The 16,379-nt window shown below is 59.1% G+C and carries 15 protein-coding genes; 8 read left to right on the top strand and 7 right to left on the bottom strand.

The annotated features are described in order from the left end of the window. Positions 1–32 precede the first annotated feature (32 nt). Complete coding sequence (locus ACEQFP_RS00500) at positions 33–779, bottom strand: FCD domain-containing protein (RefSeq protein WP_005287930.1); 747 nt, start codon at positions 777–779, stop codon at positions 33–35. Positions 780–1,002: 223 nt separating this feature from the next. After that, positions 1,003–1,329, bottom strand: coding sequence for a hypothetical protein (locus tag ACEQFP_RS00495; protein ID WP_005287933.1), 327 nt, complete (start codon positions 1,327–1,329; stop codon positions 1,003–1,005). Positions 1,330–1,708: 379 nt separating this feature from the next. Here ACEQFP_RS00495 and ACEQFP_RS00490 point away from each other — a divergent pair, with 379 nt between their 5' ends. The 3 genes from ACEQFP_RS00490 (at position 1,709) to cycA (ending at position 5,734) form a co-directional block, all read left to right on the top strand. Beyond that, positions 1,709–2,704 carry a GTP-binding protein gene (locus ACEQFP_RS00490; RefSeq protein WP_097364479.1) on the top strand — a complete coding sequence of 332 codons (996 nt, stop codon included), beginning with the start codon at positions 1,709–1,711 and terminating at the stop codon, positions 2,702–2,704. A 750-nt stretch (positions 2,705–3,454) separates the two neighbouring features. Continuing rightward, complete coding sequence (mepS, locus tag ACEQFP_RS00485; RefSeq protein WP_068870707.1) at positions 3,455–4,051, top strand: bifunctional murein DD-endopeptidase/murein LD-carboxypeptidase; 597 nt, start codon at positions 3,455–3,457, stop codon at positions 4,049–4,051. A gap of 252 nt (positions 4,052–4,303) precedes the next feature. Beyond that, positions 4,304–5,734, top strand: coding sequence for a D-serine/D-alanine/glycine transporter (gene cycA, locus ACEQFP_RS00480; protein WP_370547311.1), 1,431 nt, complete (start codon positions 4,304–4,306; stop codon positions 5,732–5,734). Between the two features lie 59 nt (positions 5,735–5,793). Here the strand turns inward: cycA and fruA are convergent, their stop codons facing one another. Genes fruA through fruB form a run of 3 tightly spaced genes read right to left on the bottom strand, consistent with a single transcriptional unit; the run spans position 5,794 to position 9,580 of the window. Continuing rightward, the gene (gene fruA, locus ACEQFP_RS00475) at positions 5,794–7,494 is read right to left on the bottom strand and encodes a PTS fructose transporter subunit IIBC (RefSeq protein ID WP_068870705.1); all 1,701 of its coding nucleotides are present in this window, start codon (positions 7,492–7,494) and stop codon (positions 5,794–5,796) included. Between the two features lie 14 nt (positions 7,495–7,508). Further along, entirely contained in the window at positions 7,509–8,447 is a 939-nt protein-coding gene (gene fruK, locus ACEQFP_RS00470) for a 1-phosphofructokinase (RefSeq protein WP_005294688.1), read from the bottom strand. Further along, positions 8,444–9,580: a fused PTS fructose transporter subunit IIA/HPr protein gene (fruB, locus tag ACEQFP_RS00465; protein WP_005294685.1), complete on the bottom strand. Its 1,137-nt coding sequence runs from the start codon at positions 9,578–9,580 to the stop codon at positions 8,444–8,446. The genes fruK and fruB overlap by 4 nt, the downstream gene beginning before the upstream one ends. Before the next feature lie 281 nt (positions 9,581–9,861). On the opposite strand from fruB, the gene ACEQFP_RS00460 reads away from it, so the two are divergent. The 4 genes from ACEQFP_RS00460 to glnQ all read left to right on the top strand — a co-directional run bounded on the left by ACEQFP_RS00460 (position 9,862) and on the right by glnQ (position 12,894). Continuing rightward, positions 9,862–10,290 (top strand): NUDIX hydrolase, encoded by a 429-nt coding sequence (locus ACEQFP_RS00460; protein WP_068870703.1) that lies wholly within the window; start codon positions 9,862–9,864, stop codon positions 10,288–10,290. A 395-nt stretch (positions 10,291–10,685) separates the two neighbouring features. Beyond that, positions 10,686–11,432: a glutamine ABC transporter substrate-binding protein GlnH gene (glnH, locus tag ACEQFP_RS00455; protein ID WP_370547310.1), complete on the top strand. Its 747-nt coding sequence runs from the start codon at positions 10,686–10,688 to the stop codon at positions 11,430–11,432. A gap of 86 nt (positions 11,433–11,518) precedes the next feature. Further along, positions 11,519–12,175, top strand: a complete 657-nt coding sequence (glnP, locus tag ACEQFP_RS00450) for a glutamine ABC transporter permease GlnP (protein WP_005287972.1) — start codon at positions 11,519–11,521, stop codon at positions 12,173–12,175. Then, positions 12,172–12,894: a glutamine ABC transporter ATP-binding protein GlnQ gene (glnQ, locus tag ACEQFP_RS00445; RefSeq protein WP_005287976.1), complete on the top strand. Its 723-nt coding sequence runs from the start codon at positions 12,172–12,174 to the stop codon at positions 12,892–12,894. The genes glnP and glnQ overlap by 4 nt, the downstream gene beginning before the upstream one ends. Before the next feature lie 62 nt (positions 12,895–12,956). On the opposite strand, the gene rlmF is transcribed toward glnQ, so the two are convergent. Next, positions 12,957–13,883 (bottom strand): 23S rRNA (adenine(1618)-N(6))-methyltransferase RlmF, encoded by a 927-nt coding sequence (gene rlmF, locus ACEQFP_RS00440; RefSeq protein ID WP_005287979.1) that lies wholly within the window; start codon positions 13,881–13,883, stop codon positions 12,957–12,959. Between the two features lie 192 nt (positions 13,884–14,075). Here rlmF and ACEQFP_RS00435 point away from each other — a divergent pair, with 192 nt between their 5' ends. Then, positions 14,076–15,929 carry an extracellular solute-binding protein gene (locus ACEQFP_RS00435; protein WP_370547309.1) on the top strand — a complete coding sequence of 618 codons (1,854 nt, stop codon included), beginning with the start codon at positions 14,076–14,078 and terminating at the stop codon, positions 15,927–15,929. On the opposite strand, the gene ACEQFP_RS00430 is transcribed toward ACEQFP_RS00435, so the two are convergent. Beyond that, positions 15,922–16,269, bottom strand: a complete 348-nt coding sequence (locus ACEQFP_RS00430; RefSeq protein WP_005294676.1) for a YejG family protein — start codon at positions 16,267–16,269, stop codon at positions 15,922–15,924. The genes ACEQFP_RS00435 and ACEQFP_RS00430 overlap by 8 nt on opposite strands. Positions 16,270–16,379 lie beyond the last annotated feature (110 nt).

The following is a 16,379-nucleotide window of genomic DNA, read 5'->3' as shown; positions in this document are numbered from 1 at the left end:
CGCCGACCACCCACCCCGACGCGCATCGTTCGTTACTTACAGTCTAGTCGTACCGGTGTGGAGTCAAACAGATAACCGTCAAATCCTGGATCATCCGGATTAGAGATCTCCAAGAGTTTAGCCTTCACATTTTCCAAATGCTGCCACATGGCCTGTTTGGCGGCGAGCGCGTCACGGCGCAACACCGCTTGTAAGATCTTCTGGTGATCCTCCAGCCAATTCCAGCGGTAGCTGAAGTCCTGGGTATGACCATGCAGCCCCGCCCACAGCGGATTATGCTGACGTGCCCGCCAAGCTTCCTGCACCATACCGGCCAAGACACTGTTCTGCGTCGACTGTGCCAACAAACAGTGAAAGCGCTCATCCGCGCTCTCATCCGCACAGCCGCCATTCAATGCCTGGCGCTCTTGCTCGATGGCCTCACGCATCTGCAAAATATCGGACTTGGTGGCTTGCGTCGCGGCGAAGGCGGCGACCTCGCTCTCCAATAATTGGCGCGCCTGGAGCAGCTCAAAGGGCCCAAAGGTATTCTCGTCGAGGTTGCGTACGTGCACCCCCGAGACCTGCTGGGGAAGGGCCATCACATACACCCCTGACCCCTTACGGACGTCGATCAAATGCTCTAATTCCAACATGATCAACGCCTCGCGCACCACACTCCGACTCACATCGAACTGCTCGGCGATATCACGCTCCGGAGGCAGACGCTCCCCGATAGGATAATCGCCGCGTGCGATCGCGGCCCGCAGCGTGTTGCCGACTTCCTGATACAATCTCATGGCTTGCCCCTCTGGATGTACGCCGATGCAGAGTAAAACCGCAATTGGACAGACCAATTGTCAATAATTATACGCTGTTGCGTCTAGATTGGTCTGATTGTATCACAGCGTTGATTCGTTCAGAAAAAGCAGATAAGAACACGACAATGGCACGCCTCATGATGAAGGTGCAAGAGATAGGAGGGACGTTCCCGCTCACGCCGGAACGTCCCGGACAGGAGCATTAACGATACACGACGGTAATCAGCGCCTGAGTATGCGCCGTGTCCACCCAGGTCAGACGCCCTTCGCCTACCTGAGCCGGTAGACGCCAGTCGGCATGATACTGCCTGCCGATATCGCGTTTAACCTGCTGGAGCTTACCCTCGCGATAACACGCGGAATGAACCTGATTATTTATAACAGTGAACTGACAGCCATCCTCCTCAATCATACCTCCAAAATGGACCACGCCCATGGATTGAGCTTGGGCGGGACCTGCGGCCAATCCGGCCATCAATAGCATCCCCACAGCGACAACCTTAAATAGTGATAAATACTCACGCTTCATATATCACTCCTGTCGTCAAGTTACTGCGTTTTCTCACCCTGCCTAGGCAATAATGGGTGAAAAAACAGAGACATTCCTTGTAAACCCTCTCCTTGAAACATAGCAGAACTCATTGATTAATAACGGCTATCCAGATCAAAACTTCAGTTATTTCTTCAGGTGATATAAATACAGAATTACTCGCCAAAGCACTTAGCTAATTCAGCATAAAAATCTTAAATATGATAAATAAAATGCCGAATCTGATTAAATACATGGCGTTTACGCAAACTCCCGCTAGGCGTGGGGTTGTCTCCCGGTCGATTTTTCTCAAGAATGTTTTCTTGCTCACAAAACTCCCGTCCCGGCCGTAGCAGCAAAGAAAGAGAAGGAAGAGACAATGACCCGTGTAAATGTGATCACCGGTTTTCTCGGCAGTGGCAAAACCACCACCCTGCGCCACTTACTGGCCCACAAACCGGCACAAGAGCGCTGGGCGATACTGGTCAATGAATTTGGCGAAATCGGCATCGACGGCGCACTCTTAGCCGATAGCGGAGCCCTGTTGAAGGAGATCCCCGGCGGATGCCTGTGCTGCGTTAATGGACTGCCGATGCAAATCGGCTTAAACCGACTACTGAAGGAGCAGCCCGATCGGTTGCTGATCGAGCCCACGGGATTGGGGCACCCCAGTCAGATCCTGCGACAACTCGCGAGCGACACCTATCAAGCTTGGCTGACGATCCAGGCGACCTTCTGCCTGCTCGATGCGCGCCAGCTCGACAGCGCGCGTCTACGCAACGATGAGAGCTTCAATGCGCAACTGGCCGTGGCCGACATTATTGTGGCGAATAAATGCGACACCTATGACGCCGTAACACGTGAGCATTTGCAGCGCTGGTGGCAAGCACAGGGAGCCGAACGCACGCTGATCGAGACTCAGCAGGGCCAGCTCGATACACACTGGCTCGACACCCCGCGTCGCGCCACTACGCCACTCCCCACATCCGCGCATCATCACGCCTCCCCGACGCCCGCCTCCGGCATCGCCGCCTTACGCCTACAACCGGGCCAAGGTTGGCGCCGCGCGCTCAATCAAGGCCAGGGGTACTACAGTTGCGGCTGGATCTTTAGCGATGACAGCCTCTTCGATACCGTCGGGCTGCTGGAGTGGGTTCGCCTCACCCCACTGCTACGCATTAAGGGTGTCTTACGCGTCGCCGAAGGGACGCTACGCGTCAACCGCCAGGGAGACGACTTCCACATCGAAACCAGCCCCGTCGCGCCACCGGATAGCCGCATCGAGGTGATCCACGACGCCGAAGCCGATTGGAACAGCCTACAGAGTGCCTTATTAAAGCTGCGCACGCGCCGTCACTGCGACGACAGGGCTTAGAGCCTATTCCAGTAGGCTATTTTGTTTGCCATTTTGGCCCTGGGCAGTGCTCTTAATCGTGACGCCCAGCCTGCCCACGCCGGTGAGAGGGTAAAGGCTCCCGTCGCGTGTCGATGCCGTCCTCCTCGCGCTCATCACCCGCAGGCCGGCAGACGAAGGGGGAGAAAGTCCCCCACCTCAACGGCCAATCCCCTCTCCCACAACCAGAGTAAGCACGACGCAAGCAACCCGATAGCCGATGAATATTCTGCATCCCCGATGCCCTCGTCGAGTTCGCAAGGGATCAGCAACGACCAAACGCTCGGCGAGGCACGGCAAAACGGCATGAGGAGAGGAAGAATCTGGAGAGATTACAGGCGAATATATTACTAAATGTGTCAAATTAAACTATTGCTTACTTATTGATAAGATATCTCTCCCCGTTTCGTTTTTTCCTCCATATAATAGGGCGGCACAAATCAGGAGAATAAGTCATATATTTAGCTGGTTTTACATATGATTAGCTTAGTGGCTTCTACTGAATATCCCCCGAGAGACAAGCGGTAACCTGACGTTTATTCCATAACTTTGCTTTTGCAGACGCAAATTTTTGCCGGCGATGGGAATAAAACAGGACAAAAAGTGTGTTCTGCTGCACAATTCTACCCTAGTGTGATTGTCAGCCTGTCACGCGGAAATTAGTCTCTTGAAGGGTAATTTTTAGATAGCGACATGACAGGTCGTTAAGGACAACAAGGGAAACGGTTTATAATGGTCAAGTCTCAACCAGTTCTGAGATACATTCTGCGTTTGGCACCCGCCATCGCCGCCGCAGTGTTACTTTCAGCCTGTACCACGGTACCTCGCGATCGCTACGCACAGACTGATACGCATGCAGTTACCAATCAAGATAACCTTTTACTGCAAGCGTCTCAGGATGAATTCGAAGAGATGGTGCGCAATGTGGACATCAAGTCCAAGATCATGGATCAATACGCAAGCTGGAAAGGCGTCCGCTACCGTTTAGGCGGCGACAGCAAGCGTGGTATCGACTGCTCCGCCTTTGTGCAGCGAACCTTCCGTGAACAATTCGGCTTGGAATTGCCGCGTTCCACCTCTCAGCAAGAGGGAACCGGGCGCGCCATCAAACGCTCCAAACTGCGTATCGGCGATCTGGTGCTGTTCCGCGCCGGCTCTACCGGGCGTCACGTCGGCATCTATCTGGGCAATGATCAGTTCGTGCATGCTTCCACCAGCAGCGGCGTAACCATCTCTAACCTGAACGAGACTTACTGGAAGAAACGCTACCGTGAGGCGCGTCGCGTCCTGCCGGGTGTCCAGTTAGCCCAGGCCGATACACACAGTTAATATACCTACCGTTTTCCTGTCCCGATAAGACGCTGCCTCGGCAGCGTTTTTTGTTGCTCCTCCCCCACCCCGCCGCGAAGATTTACACAAAGACATACATTTTATTAACACAATAATCTCGTCGCGGTAGGCAAAATGCGCTATAGGCCCTACTATTCATATCGCCTAGCAGCAACATGGCGGCAGCGGCGATAGCGCGCTATGACGCAAGCCGACGCCTTTCCTCAGGCTAATCAGATAGGAAGAGCAGACATGGGAAATCGCATCGCACCACCGGAAGCCCATCCCACTCCGCCCCCGGGAGAGCGACTACAGCGTCACCTCACCAACCGCCATATTCAACTCATCGCCATCGGTGGCGCCATCGGTACCGGCCTGTTTATGGGATCGGGTAAAACCATCAGCCTCGCGGGTCCCTCGATCATCTTCGTTTATATGATCATCGGCTTTATGCTGTTCTTCGTGATGCGGGCGATGGGCGAGCTACTGCTCTCCAATCTGGACTATAAGTCCTTCAGCGACTTCGCCAGCGATCTCCTCGGACCGCGAGCCGGCTACTTTACCGGTTGGACCTATTGGTTTTGCTGGGTGGTCACCGGCATGGCCGACGTGGTCGCCATCACCGCCTATGCCCACTTCTGGTTTCCCCATCTGGCAGACTGGAGCATTTCGCTCTCCTGCGTGCTGTTGTTACTGTCGCTTAACCTGGTCACGGTCAAGATGTTCGGCGAGACCGAGTTCTGGTTCGCGATGATTAAGATCGTCGCCATCATCGCCTTGATCTTGATCGGCCTCGGCATGGCCCTCTCCGGCTTCCGCGCCCCCTCCGGCGAGCAGGCCGCCTTCAGCAATCTGTGGCGCGAGGGATTCTTCCCCCATGGTATCAGCGGCTTCTTTGCCGGATTTCAGATCGCCGTCTTCGCCTTCGTCGGTATCGAACTGGTCGGCACTACCGCGGCGGAGACGCGCAACCCTCATCAGGTCTTACCCAAGGCGATCAACGCCATACCGCTACGCATCATCATGTTTTACGTCCTGGCGCTCTGTACCATCATGATCGTCACCCCTTGGCATCAGGTCGTCGCGAACAAAAGTCCGTTCGTCGAGCTGTTCGTCTTAGCGGGACTGCCCGCCGCCGCCGGGATCGTCAACTTCGTGGTGCTGACCTCCGCCGCCTCCTCTGCCAATAGCGGCATCTTCTCCACCAGCCGTATGCTGTATGGGTTAGCGCAGAGCGGTCTGGCCCCGCGGCGCTTCGCCCGGCTATCGCGGCGCTCCGTTCCCGCCGCCGGGTTGCTCTTTTCGTGTTTGTGCCTGTTGGGTGGTGTGGTACTGCTGTATCTGATCCCTAACGTCATCACCGTCTTCACCCTGATCACCACCGTCTCGGCGGTGCTATTTATGTTCGTCTGGTCGATCATCCTGTGCAGCTATCTGGTCTATCGCCGGCGCTATCCACAGCGCCATGCGGCCTCCCAGTACAAGATGCCGTTGGGCATCGTCATGAGTTGGCTATGCCTGGCGTTTCTGTTCGGCGTGCTGATCCTGCTCACCCTCGAAAACGATACCCGCCAAGCCTTGATGGTCACCCCGCTGTGGTTTATCGCGCTGGCTATCGGCTGGCGTTTCACCCGCCACCGTCCCGCCACCACGCCCCAGCGCGAGGAGAATGGCATCATATAAAAAAAGCGGGGGAGTCAACTGACTCCCCCGCTTCAGCGTGGCGAGATAAAAGGGCGTGCTTAGTGTGCCGCCGCCTTCTCCGCCTGAATGGCGCCGTCCGGCTGCTTGATCAGGGCATACAACAGCCCGCTCAACAGCGTCCCGGCCACGATGGCCAACAGGTAAGGCAATACCGGCGAGATCGCGCCAGGGATCAGCAGGACAAACAGCCCACCGTGCGGAGCCATCAGCTTGGCGCCAAACAGCATCGATAACGCCCCGGTCAACGCGCCGCCCAGGATACAGCAGGGCAGGACACGCATCGGGTCGCGCGCGGCGAAGGGGATCGCCCCCTCGGTGATAAAGCACAGCCCGAGGATCACCGCCGCCTTGCCGCCCTCTCGCTCGCTCTGCGCGAATTTACGCCGCGCCACGAACGTCGCTAAGCCCATCGCCAGCGGCGGCACCATCCCGGCGGCCATGATGGCGGCCATCGGGCCATAGGTCTGGGTGCTGAGCAGCCCCACCCCGAAGGCATAGGCCGCCTTGTTTACCGGCCCCCCCATGTCGGTACACATCATCGCACCCAGGATGGCCCCCAGGATCACCGCATTGGCGGTGCCCATGGTTTGCAGCCAGTGGGTCAGCCACTCTAGGATCTTGGCCACCGGCGTACCGATGACATAGATCATCGCCAGACCGACGATCAGACTCGACAGCAGCGGAATGATCAGGATCGGCTTCAACGCCTCCATACTCGCGGGCAGCTTGAGGCCATTGCTGATGGCGCGCGCCACATAGCCGGCAAGGAAACCGGCGATGATGCCGCCGATAAAGCCGGAACCGAGACTGACCGCCAACATCCCGCCGATCAACCCGGGCGTCAGGCCGGGACGGTCGGCGATCGAGAAGGCGATATAGCCGGCCAAGACTGGCACCATCAATGCGAAGGCGGAGTCTCCGCCGATCCGCATCAACGCCGCCGCCAACGTACCCGGCTCCTTAAAGGCCTGAATACCGAAGACGAAGGAGAGCGCGATACACAACCCCCCCGCCACCACCATCGGCAGCATATAGGAGACACCGGTCAGCAGATGGCGATAGGCGCCGCCCGCCTCCTTCTTAGCGCTCGCCGACGCCGGGGCACCCGCCGCAGAGGCCGGTTGATAGATCACCGCCTCCCGCTGCGCCTTATCCAACTCCTGCGCACTCTTCTTCAGCGCCAAGCCGGTGCTGGTCCGATACATCGGCTTACCGGCGAACTTCGCCAGATCGACCTCGATGTCAGCGGCGACCACCACCAGATCGGCCTGTGCCACCTCTTCGGGCGTAATGGCGTTACCCGCCCCTACCGATCCCCGCGTCTCTACCTTGACCTGCCAGCCGCGACGTCGTGCCTCAGCCTCCAACGCCTCGGCTGCCATAAAGGTGTGGGCCACCCCGGTCGGGCAGGCGGTGACCGCCACCAGGCGCAACGGCCGAGCGCCCGGCGCAGCTGTTTGCGGCGCCACATACTGGTAAGGCATGGCATCGCGCTGTGCTCGCGCCAATAGCGCCTCCGGCTGGCGGATCGCCTCGGCCACCGTGGCACGGTAGAAACGCTTACCGTCTAACGCCGCATCCTGCGGCGTGTCGTCGCCGATAAACAGCACCAACTCCGCCTCTTGCGGGTGGCTCACCCAGCTCACCTGCCGTTGTTCACCGGCCGCTTCCAACATTCGTCGAGCCAGGAAACAACGGGCTTCGCCCTGCGCACCTTCGGTAATCAGTAGGGTATTCATCACGCCCTCCGCAATCAGTTAAAAGGATCGAGCTCCACGCGTGCCATCATCGCCGCCAGTTGAGTCCGATCGGTAATGCCCACATTACTCTGGCTGACCGCCAAGGCGGAGACCGCCGTCGCCAGCCGTAGGGTATGTTCACTGGATTCACGCATCATCAGACCATAAATCAGCCCACCGACCATCGAGTCACCGGCACCGACGGTGCTGATGACCTCGACTTCCGGCGGCTTCGCCAGCCAGGCGCCGGAGGCGTTAACCCACAGCGCGCCTTCGGCGCCGAGGGAGATCACCACATGGGCAATGCCCTGGTCACGTAGCGCATGCGCCGCGCCGACCACATCCGCCAGCGTCGGCAGCGCACGCCCCGCCCAGATCTCCAACTCGCGACGATTCGGCTTCACCAACCAGGGCGCCGCCTTCAGGCCGGCAACCAACGCCTCGCGGCTGCTGTCGAAGATGATGCAGGGGCACTGGCTACGCAGACGACGCATCCAGTCGGTGAAGTCGTCTGCCGCCACGCCAGCCGGCAGGCTGCCGCTGACACACACCATGTCGAACTGCCCCAGCCAACTGAGCGAATCGTTGACGAAACGATCCCAGTCATTCTTGCTGACATCGAAGCCGGAGAAGTTAAAGTCGGTGACCGCCCCATCCTTCTCCGTCAGCTTCACGTTAATGCGCGTACGCCCTGGCACCACCTGGAAGCGATTGGCAATACCCAGCTCGCTGAACAGCTGCTGAAAGCCATCTTGGTTATCTCTCCCCAGGAAACCGCCTACCGTCACATCGATGCCCAGATCCTTCAGCACCTTGGCGACGTTGATCCCCTTACCCGCGGCATGCAACCCGGCGGTCTGCACCCGGTTGACTTCACCTCGCTCGATCTCGGCACAATAGCCCACCAGATCGTAAGCCGGGTTTAAGGTGATGGTTGCTACTCGTCTACTCATGATATTTCCTCGCCGAGGCCATCTGCGATGGCCTGACCAATAACGTCTAAAGCCTGCTGCGCATCACTGCCGCTGGCAGTGAAACGCAGGCGGTGGCCTTTTTTAACCCCCAGTGCGACGACTTTCATCAGACTGCGGCCATTGACCGGAATCCCACTGCCATTAAGATTGGCAACGGTTATCTGGCTTGCAAATTGCTTGATAGTACTCACCAGTTGTGCGCCCGGACGGGCATGCAATCCATGCTCATTGCGGATGGTAAACTCGGCACTCAGGCTGAGTTGCTGATCCGTCAGCTCGCTGGTCAGCAAGGCCAGCACCTCCGCCGCGCTCTGAGCCGTCAGTAGGCGTTCAGCTTGTTGCTGTCGCAGCAAACGACTCAGATAATCCAGCATCCCTTCCGGTTGGGCATCGGCCATGGCGACCGTCAGCAACAAGGCCACTTGCTCGCCATCGACCTCAAACGGCTGACGCGGACGCGCCACGGCCGCCGCGCTGGCGCTGACGCCCAGCGCGCTATCACACAGCCAGATCCCTTGGCCGAGGCACAGTGGCGGACGACGAATGACATCGCTGACAAACTCTCCCCCCACCGCACCGCATTGCTGCAAACGCCCGGCATTCAGCGCCTGCAGCGTCATCAGGTTATCCGTCTCTACATCCAGGGTAATCATGCTGATATCGAAGCGAAATTCGGCAATGCTACGCTCGCCGAGCAACAGGCTGCGCAGGGTCTCTGCCGAGGTAGTTTGCGCTAACTCGCGGCTGACGCTCTCGTCACCCAGCACATGCGTCAGCTGACGTAACAGCGCCAGGTGCTCGTCGGACTTGGCGGCAATCCCGATCGCCACATAGGCGCGCTCCCCCTCGCCCCAATCCACCCCCTGCGGGAACTGAAACACCTGAACGCCGGTCTTCAGCACCTGATCTCGCGTGTCGGTGGTGCCGTGAGGAATGGCGATACCATTGCCCAGGTAGGTCGGCGTCTGCTTCTCACGTTGTAACATGCCCTGTACATAGCCCTCGCCGACATAGCCGGCCTGAACCAAGGCCGCCGCAACCTGCCGGATGGCCTCTTCTTTATTTCCTGCTTCCGCAGCCAGGTGAATATCCTGTGGGGTCAGATGAAACATAGATGGATGCTCCTCGTTGTCGCGCCTGCACCAAGCGCCGCCGGCGAATTGAATCGTTTCAGCTTCGTGAGGTAAAAAATGGACCATCTTTACGTTGCTGGGCCACTATGACGAAGCTGAATCGTTTCTTGAAGTGTGGTATTTCTCGCCGGGTTACGCAAGCACTTCTCCCGAAGCCTGATTAAATTTTAGACCTTCAGCACATTTTTGCTGAAGGCTGTCATCCCGCGATCTCACGTGCGACAATGGTAGAGCTGAAATTTGCTGATGGAGGAATAGAGATGGCAGTAAACGTAGGGGTCGGCGTGATCATCGTGAATGCGGACGGCCAGATCCTCATGGGAAAACGCTGTGGCAGCCACGCCCCCTATTGGTCGATCCCCGGCGGCCACGTCGAGGCCGGCGAGAGCTTCGAGCAGGCGGCGATACGTGAAGTGGTCGAAGAGTGCGCGCTGCAGATAGCCACACCACACTTCGTCGGTGTCACCAACAATCTACAGACCTGGCGCGACGAGGGGGTACACACCGTCTCCATCATTATGCAGGTGGCAGCCCCGAGCGTGGGCGAGGCGCAACGCTGCGAACCGCATAAGTGTGAAGGCTGGCAGTGGTGCGATCCGCGTCAGCTACCACAGCCCTGCTTCGAGGCCTGCCGCCAAGGCGTCGCGCTCTGGCTGACGCGACAGCACTATCAGGCGACACACGGCTAAGCCAGGCGCCTACGCTCCGCCATGGTGCGCCCGCACCGTCGCGGAGCGCTGAAAGATTGTATAAAAATTCCTCTACAATGAAGACGATACCTGCCGTTATTTCGCTCAATCTCCCGCACTGCACCAATCCCGCTCAACCTTCGCCCCTTCTCTGCACCAAAACAACTCACAATGCACAAAAATGGTGCAAGTTTATGGTGCTCACGCGCTCGCCCGATAGGCATTAATGGCAAAAATACTTTTAATAGATTGATTACAAATAAAAATAAATTATTGGCACGTTTCTTTCATTACTGTTCAGGAATAGATGAGGCGGTGTCCTGATTCGCGTCGCTGACGCGCAGCACCACGGGACACCGCGCAGCGGGTTATCGCCACGACAAGGAACCATTACAATGAAATCACTGTTGAAAGCCTCTGTAGCCGCACTGGCCCTGACCTTCGCCCTCGGCGCTCAGGCCGCGGAAAAACCGCTGATCGTCGCCACCGACACGGCCTTTGTCCCCTTTGAGTTCAAGAAAGGTGACAAGTATGTCGGTTTCGATATCGATCTGTGGGAGGCCATCGCCAAGCAACTGCACCTGAACTACACCCTGAAGCCGATGGACTTCAGCGGCATCATTCCGGCGTTGCAAACCCATAACGTCGATCTGGCGCTGGCCGGGATCAGCATCACTGAAGAGCGGAAGAAAGCCATCGACTTCTCCGACGGCTACTACAACAGCGGCCTGATGGTGATGGTCAAGAGCGATAACGCCGAGATCAAAGGGATTAAGGATCTGGATGGCAAAGTGGTGGCCGTCAAGAGTGGTACCGCCGGGGTGGACTATGCGAAGGCGCACGTGAAGAGCAAGGATCTGCGTCAATTCCCCAACATCGATAACGCCTATCTGGAGCTGGCGACCGGCCGTGCCGACGCCGTGCTGCATGATACCCCGAACATCCTCTACTTTATCCAGACCGCCGGTAACGGCCAGTTCAAGGCAGTGGGCGACTCACTGGAAGCCCAGGCTTATGGCATCGCCTTCCCGAAAGGCAGCGATGTGTTGCGTGAACAAGTTAATGGTGCCTTGAAGACCCTGAAAGAGAACGGCACCTACGCCGCCATCTATAAAAAATGGTTCGGTGTCGAACCGAAATAATCGTCATGCTTTGGGCGCCCGCCGGGCGCCCCTTTGCCCGCTTGGGCGTTGCACGGTAACAACCTCGTTTTACCAGGAGAATCAACATGCAGTTTGATTGGAGCGCCATCTGGGATGCCATCCCGCTGTTGCTGGAAGGCGCCAAACTCACCCTCTGGATCTCGGTGCTAGGGCTACTCGGCGGCCTGGTCATCGGTCTGGCCGCCGGCTTCGCCCGCGCCTTCGGTGGCTGGCTGAGTAACCACGTCGCCCTGGTGTTCATCGAACTGATCCGTGGTACCCCCATCGTGGTACAGGTGATGTTTATCTACTTCGCCTTGCCGATGATGATGCCGCTGCGTATCGATCCCTTTACCGCCGCCGTCGTCACCATCATGATCAACTCCGGCGCCTATATCGCCGAGATCACGCGCGGTGCGGTGCTCTCCATCCACAGCGGCTTTCGTGAGGCCGGGCTGGCATTGGGACTGTCACGACGCGATACCCTGCGCTATGTCATCATGCCACTGGCACTGCGCCGCATGCTGCCGCCGCTGGGTAACCAGTGGATCGTCAGCATCAAGGATACCTCGCTGTTTATCGTCATCGGCGTCGCCGAACTGACCCGCCAGGGGCAGGAGATCATCGCCGGTAACTTCCGTGCCATGGAGATCTGGAGCGCCGTCGCCGTGATCTACCTGATCATGACGCTCGCCCTGAGCTTTGTCTTACGCCGTCTGGAAAGAAGATTGAAAATTATATGATTGAATTTAAAAACGTCGATAAAAGCTTCGGTCAGACCGCCGTCCTCCACGACATTAACCTGCGTATCCAGCCGGGTGAGGTGGTGGTGATCATCGGGCCATCCGGCTCGGGCAAATCCACCCTATTACGCTGCATCAATAAGTTAGAGGTGATCAGCCGTGGCCAGCTGTTGGTCGATGGGATGGATGTCAACGATCCCAAGGTGGACGAGCGGCTGATCCGCCAGGAGGCGGGCATGGTGTTCCAGCAGTTCTATCTGTTCCCCCACCTGAGCGCGCTGGAGAACGTCATGTTCGGCCCGATCCGCGTGCGTGGCATGAGCCGGGCGGACGCCGAGCAGCGCGCCCGTACCCTGCTCGCCAAGGTGGGACTGTCGGAGCGCGCCCATCACTACCCCTCCGAACTGTCCGGCGGGCAGCAACAACGTGTCGCCATCGCCCGTGCCCTGGCGGTGAAACCCAAGCTGATGCTGTTCGATGAGCCGACATCGGCACTGGATCCCGAACTGCGCCATGAGGTCCTGACAGTGATGAAAGATCTGGCCGAAGAGGGGATGACCATGGTGATCGTGACCCATGAGATCGGCTTCGCCGAAAAGGTAGCCTCCCGGCTGATCTTCGTCGATAAAGGCCGTATCAGCGCCGATGGTAGCCCGCAACAGCTGATCCATAATCCGCCCAACGAGCGTCTGCGCGAATTCCTGCAACACGTCGCGTAATACCACTGGCGGTGAGGATAAAACCCGGGGCGTGCGATGGCGCCCCGGGTGACATCTGGCGCCTAGAAGCGCCAGGCGATAAAGCGACTGACCTTCTGCCCCTGCGCCATCGTGACCTCGCGCACCTCGCGCGCCTGAACGGCCCGCAACGCCTTACGCAAGGCTGGTAGCGTCTCGCGCCGAGACACCAATGAGGTGAACCAGCCCACCTGCTCGGCGAACTCACGGCTCTCGGCGATCATCCGTAGAATGAAGCCCTGCTCACCACCGGGACACCACAACTCATCCGCCTGGCCGCCGAAGTTCAAGTCGGCCGCCGTCGTTGCCAGCCCGAGGTTGGTCCGCTTGCGCTGGCTGCCCGCCGCCGCCTCCGCGGCGTCACGGTGAAAGGGCGGATTGCACATCGTCGCGGCGTAACGCTCGCCGGGCTTGATAATGCCGTGAAACAGCGCCTGTGGCTGGCGCTGACGCCGCAGGCGAATACGCGTCGCCATGCCCGGGTTAGCCTGAATGATCGCCGCCGCCGCCGCCAGCGCCTGCGGCGAGATATCGCTGGCGGTGAAACGCCAGCCATACTCAGCCTGCCCTAACAGGGGGTAGATACAGTTGGCACCGGTGCCGATGTCCAGCACACAGGTCTGTGCGCCGCGCGGAATCTGACCATCCGCGCACTGGCTCGCCAGCAGATCGGCCAGATAGTGCAGGTAATCGGCACGTCCCGGGATCGGCGGGCAGAGAAACTGAGCGGGGATATCCCACTGGGCGATGCCGTACACCTGCGCCAGCAACGCCTGATTCAAGGCGCGTACCGCGAGGGGATCGGCGAAATCGATACTCGTCTCACCGCGCGGGGTGGTGCGTAGAAACGGACGCAAGGCCGGCGAGGCCTGACACAACGCCGCCATATCGTAGCGCCCCTGATGGCGGTTACGGGGGTGTAGGCGCGCTTTCTGCCGCCGCTCCGGCGGTGTAACTGGCTTGTTCTTCATCGTCAGATTCGAGGGGATTACGGATACAGGGCGGCAAGTATACCCATTTCACCGACGCAGACCTACCCTGTTGCTCGGCAATGCCGCCGCATCTAGCGTATACTGAGGTCGCTATCCCGCGGCCTATGGTCGCACGCCGTGTGGCACGCTCGCGTTGGCGCCCCCACGCTTACTCTCTGGAGCCTGCTTGCCATGTTTGTCTCCATCGCGCGGCCGCTGGCGGCGCTCTTTCTGTTGTGCTCGCCCTATGCGGCGGCCCAGGCCGATCACATCGACGAGCGTTATGCCCTCTCCCTCTTCGGCCCGCCTCGTTACGCCGCGGACTTCAACCACTTCGACTATGCCAATCCGGCCGCCCCTAAGGGAGGCGCCTTACGCCTTGCCGCCCTCGGCAGCTATGATAACTTTAATCCCTATGCCGCACAGGGCACCCCGGCCATCCGCAGCGCCCGCCTGTTCGATACCCTGTTCACGCGATCGGCGGATGAACCCGCCAGTGCCTATCCCCTGATCGGCTCCGCGATCCGCTACGATCGGCGCTTTCGCTGGGCCGAGATCCGTCTTAACCCGAAGGCCCGCTTTCAAGATCACACACCGATCGGCGCCGCCGATGTCGTCTTCAGCTTTCAGGCGTTGATGCAGCATGGTCCGGCCACGTTTCGCCAGCGCTTTCGCGGCGTCACGCTACGGCCGCTTAGCCCATTATCGGTACGCATCGACCAGCCTGGTCCCGACAAGGCGCGCATCTTCGCGCTGTTGACCCAACTGCCGATCTTGCCGCAGCATGCCTGGCGCCATCAGCGCCTGGATCGGCCGCGATACACGCCACCCATCGGCAGCGGCCCTTACCGCGTCGCCTGCTACCGGCTTGGCCACTCGGTGACCTACCAGCGCCTGGACGACTACTGGGCTAGCGATCTGCCGGTTAACCGCGGACGCGATAACTTCACCACGCTGACGTACCGCTATTATCCCAATGACGCCGCGGCGCGCTCGGCCTTCCTCGACGATGCGCTGGATGCCCGCCTGGAGCGCTCGCCCGCCGCTTGGGCACAACAATATACGGGACCCGCCGTACGCCAAGGACAGATCATACTCCAGGTACGCGACAGCCATGCCGCCCAGGCGACGCGCTGGCTCGCCTTCAACACGCAGCTCCCGCTGTTTCACGATCGACGGGTACGCCAGGCTATTTCGTTGGCCTTCGACTTCCCGACGCTCAATCGGCGCTGGTATCACGCGGCCTACCGCCGCGCCAACAGCTACTTTCAGCAAACCCCCTATGCGGCACGCAGCTACCCCGACGCCGCCGAATTGCTCTGGCTGGCGCCGCTACAGGGGCAACTGCCGCCCGCCCTCTTCCACCATATCTATCAGCCGGGAGGGCATGGCAAGGATGCCCTGCGCCAGGCCGAGGTGCTGCTGGCTCAGGCGGGCTGGCGGCGCCAGGGTGCGCGCCTGATCAACACGCATAGCGGACAACGCTTCGCCTTTACCCTCTTGCTGCCCTACGCCAGCCAGCTGCACTATGTCGCCGCCCTAGGCGATCGTCTCGCCGCGTTGGGTATCGTGATGCATATCCGCTATGCCCCGCGCGCTCAGTTCGCCACGCTGGCTCGGCGGCATGACTTCGGCATGCTCCCCGTCATCTATCCCGCCACGCCCTACCCCTCGCCCGCCTTACTGGCGCGCTGGGGCTCGCGCTACGCCGATGACGGCGCCAATTTCGCTAATGTACACAATCCGGCGGTAGATACCCTCCTCGCGGCGATCGTCGCCCGACAAGACGATCCCCCATCGCTGTTAGCATTGGGACGAGCGCTCGATCGGGTATTAACCTGGAATGCGTTCATGTTGCCGCTGTGGTATACCCCACAGCGACGTATCGCCTATTGGGATCGCTTCGCCATGCCGTCACAGCCGGTGCCGTATGATCTTGGATGGGATTACTGGTGGTATGATGTGAATCGCGCCGCACGCCTAGCGCCGACGCCGTCCCCCTGTCTGGGGCACTCCGCCGAGCGGGACACCACAGGGATCAAATAAAGATGGGTTGTGCCATGGGTTCGGCGATGACCACACCGGCATTCTTCAGCCGGCACATCACCGTGCTCTCATCATCGGCATGGACAAACAGGCAGGGCTCGCCTTCCAGCGCCACGATAGTGCTGGAAACCTGCATCTCTTGCAGGGAGAGATCCAGGTCACGCATCACCTGCCATGCCGCCTCACCGCGCTGACTGAGCAGTTGAATCCCGATCAGCCGGTCATCCGCCTTCTGCGACTCCGGCTCGGAGAGCGGCTCCACCTGGACACCGGTACCTCCCGATGCCCAGCGATAAGGTCGCGGCAACCGATGAACGATCGAAAGCTGGAAATTGTTCACGTTAATACCTTGCTCGGAAACACGGCACAATTTTTTCACAAAAAAATCACAACGTAAATGCTGAATCGCGTAAATTCAATTAAATTTCCAATTTTCCTATCCGCGCCCAA

The sequence above is a fragment of the Edwardsiella sp. A.80236 genome, assembly GCF_044540725.1.
Lineage (GTDB): Bacteria > Pseudomonadota > Gammaproteobacteria > Enterobacterales > Enterobacteriaceae > Edwardsiella > Edwardsiella tarda.
Note: the sequence above shows the minus strand (reverse complement) of the source record. Positions and strands in the feature narration are given on the sequence as shown.

Excerpts from the sequence above, each read along its gene's own strand:
- ACEQFP_RS00460 (WP_068870703.1), top strand. The coding sequence starts at position 9,862 with ATGGCAGTAAACGTAGGGGTCGGCGTGATCATCGTGAATGCGGACGGC.
- ACEQFP_RS00435 (WP_370547309.1), top strand. The coding sequence starts at position 14,076 with ATGTTTGTCTCCATCGCGCGGCCGCTGGCGGCGCTCTTTCTGTTGTGC.
- glnH (WP_370547310.1), top strand. The coding sequence starts at position 10,686 with ATGAAATCACTGTTGAAAGCCTCTGTAGCCGCACTGGCCCTGACCTTC.
- mepS (WP_068870707.1), top strand. The coding sequence starts at position 3,455 with ATGGTCAAGTCTCAACCAGTTCTGAGATACATTCTGCGTTTGGCACCC.
- fruB (WP_005294685.1), bottom strand. The coding sequence starts at position 9,580 with ATGTTTCATCTGACCCCACAGGATATTCACCTGGCTGCGGAAGCAGGA.
- rlmF (WP_005287979.1), bottom strand. The coding sequence starts at position 13,883 with ATGAAGAACAAGCCAGTTACACCGCCGGAGCGGCGGCAGAAAGCGCGC.
- ACEQFP_RS00490 (WP_097364479.1), top strand. The coding sequence starts at position 1,709 with ATGACCCGTGTAAATGTGATCACCGGTTTTCTCGGCAGTGGCAAAACC.
- glnQ (WP_005287976.1), top strand. The coding sequence starts at position 12,172 with ATGATTGAATTTAAAAACGTCGATAAAAGCTTCGGTCAGACCGCCGTC.
- ACEQFP_RS00495 (WP_005287933.1), bottom strand. The coding sequence starts at position 1,329 with ATGAAGCGTGAGTATTTATCACTATTTAAGGTTGTCGCTGTGGGGATG.
- glnP (WP_005287972.1), top strand. The coding sequence starts at position 11,519 with ATGCAGTTTGATTGGAGCGCCATCTGGGATGCCATCCCGCTGTTGCTG.
- fruK (WP_005294688.1), bottom strand. The coding sequence starts at position 8,447 with ATGAGTAGACGAGTAGCAACCATCACCTTAAACCCGGCTTACGATCTG.
- fruA (WP_068870705.1), bottom strand. The coding sequence starts at position 7,494 with ATGAATACCCTACTGATTACCGAAGGTGCGCAGGGCGAAGCCCGTTGT.
- cycA (WP_370547311.1), top strand. The coding sequence starts at position 4,304 with ATGGGAAATCGCATCGCACCACCGGAAGCCCATCCCACTCCGCCCCCG.
- ACEQFP_RS00500 (WP_005287930.1), bottom strand. The coding sequence starts at position 779 with ATGAGATTGTATCAGGAAGTCGGCAACACGCTGCGGGCCGCGATCGCA.